Source organism: Amycolatopsis sp. NPDC003861 (assembly GCF_053605405.1).
Genome location: NZ_JBSGJD010000498.1, coordinates 1 through 1862, shown reverse-complemented (window position 1 = coordinate 1862; position 1862 = coordinate 1). Strand labels below are relative to the sequence as shown.

The following is a 1862-nucleotide window of genomic DNA, read 5'->3' as shown; positions in this document are numbered from 1 at the left end:
AGTGCGGCAGGCCCGCTCGGGCAGGTCGCCCGCGGGGCCGGCGCCGGGCCTGCCGCAGCTCGGCCGCCGGGGTGGGGTTCGGGGCCGGCTGCGGGTGGGTGGGGCGTGCTCGGACAGATCGGCGCCGGAACTACCGCAGCAGCAAGGCCGGCGTCAGCCGCCCGTCCCGAGCAACGTGGCCTCCACCGCCTCCGCCCGCTCCGGCAAACCGACCGCCCGCCACAGCTCCGCCGCCAACCCCAGATGACGCCGGGCCGCGGCCTGGTCTCCCAGCTCCCTCTCGAGCTCGCCCAGCTGCTGCCAGCACGCCGCCTCGTTGCTGCGGTCGCCGTTGGCGCGGAACACGTGTGCCGCGCGTTGGAGGGCCGACTCCGCCCTTGCCCGGTCGCCCAGTTCCGCGTGGATGGCTCCGAGCCGCTGGTCGGTGTACGCGCCGCAGCGCTCGTCGCTGATTTCGCTGAAGATCGTCAACGCTTCGGTGAGGTTGCGCAGCGCCGCGGGGGTGTCGCCCGTCTCCAGGTGGTAGCGGCTGAGGGTGCGGAGGATCACCGCCTGGCGGTGGCGGTCTCCGAGGCGGCGGGCGATCCTCAAGCCCTCCTCGATCCACGGGCCCGCGTCACCGGCTCCCCGCTCGAAGCCGATGATGCCGATGGCCGTCCGGAGCTGGGCCTCCGCCTGGCCGTGTCCGGCGGCCACCACGTGCTCCAGCGCCTCCCGGTCGACGGCCAGCGCCGCGTCGAGTTCGCCTCGGACGCGGTGGACCGTGCCCAGGCTCGCCAGCGCGAGGCCTTCGCCGCGCCGGTCGCCGATCGACTGGTACAGCTTCACGCACCGGTGCAGGTCGTTGCGGGCTTCGGCCATCTCGTCCAGGTAGATGTGCACCTGGCCCAGCCCCTGCAGCAACGCCGCCTCGCCGTGGGTGTTGCCGGCCGCGGCGGTGGCGTCCAGCGCGATCCGGTGGCTGCGGTTCCAGTCCTGGTACAGGCTGCGGTGGTCGTAGTACGGCACCGCGGCGACCGCCAGTTCCCAGGCCGCCTCGTCCAGGCCCCAGTCCGCCGCGAGTTCGATCGCCCGCAGCAGCGTCCCGCGCTCGGCGTCGAACCAGGTGATGGGGTCGACGACCACGTGGTCCGGGGTCCAGCGCGGCGAGCGGCCCGGGGTCGGCCGGAAGAGGCTGGGGTAGCACAGGTCGCGGGCCTGCTCGGCGAGGGCGAGCCACGCGGCGAGGACCCGCTCCACCGCCGCCCGGCGGTCCTCGAACGAGTAGTGCTCCTGCGCGCCTTCCGACGCGTACGCGCGCAACAGGTCGTGCAGCCGGTACCTCGGCTGGCCGGCGCGGTCGGTCGTCACCAGGCGCACGAGGTAGGCGTCGACCAGCGCGTCCAGCACGTCGTCCGGGACGGGCCGGCCCAGCAGCGGGCCGATCACCCACGCCGGGAGCGTCTCCGCGCCCAGCAGCCCCAGCAGCCGGAACGCCCGGACGGCGTCCTCGGGAAGCAGCCGCAGGCTCAGGTCGAAGTTGGCCCGCACGTCGAGGTCGCCGACCCGCAGCTCGCGCAGCCGCCGGGATTCGTCCGCCAGGCGGTCGCGCAGCACCTGCAGGGTCCACGCCCGCCGGCTCGCGAGCTTCGCCCCGGTGATCCGGATGGCCAGCGGGAGCCGGCCGCACAGCCGGACGATCTCCTCGGCCTGCTCCGGTTCCCGCTCGACGCGCTCCGCCCCGGCGATGCGGGCGAAGAGGGCGAGGGCGTCTTCGGTGGGCAGCACGTCCAGCTCGACGTGCTCGGCGCCGGCCAGGTCCGCCAGCCGGTGCCGGCTGGTGACGACCACCGCGCAGCCCCCGGACGGCGGCAGCAGCGGCC

General features: G+C 75.2%; 1 protein-coding gene. It reads right to left on the bottom strand.

Going from position 1 to position 1862, the window contains the following annotated elements:
* Positions 1-153: 153 nt before the first annotated feature.
* The coding region (locus tag ACWEVN_RS47740) for a tetratricopeptide repeat protein (RefSeq protein ID WP_452055695.1) at positions 154-1862 on the bottom strand (1709 nt) is incomplete at its 5' end.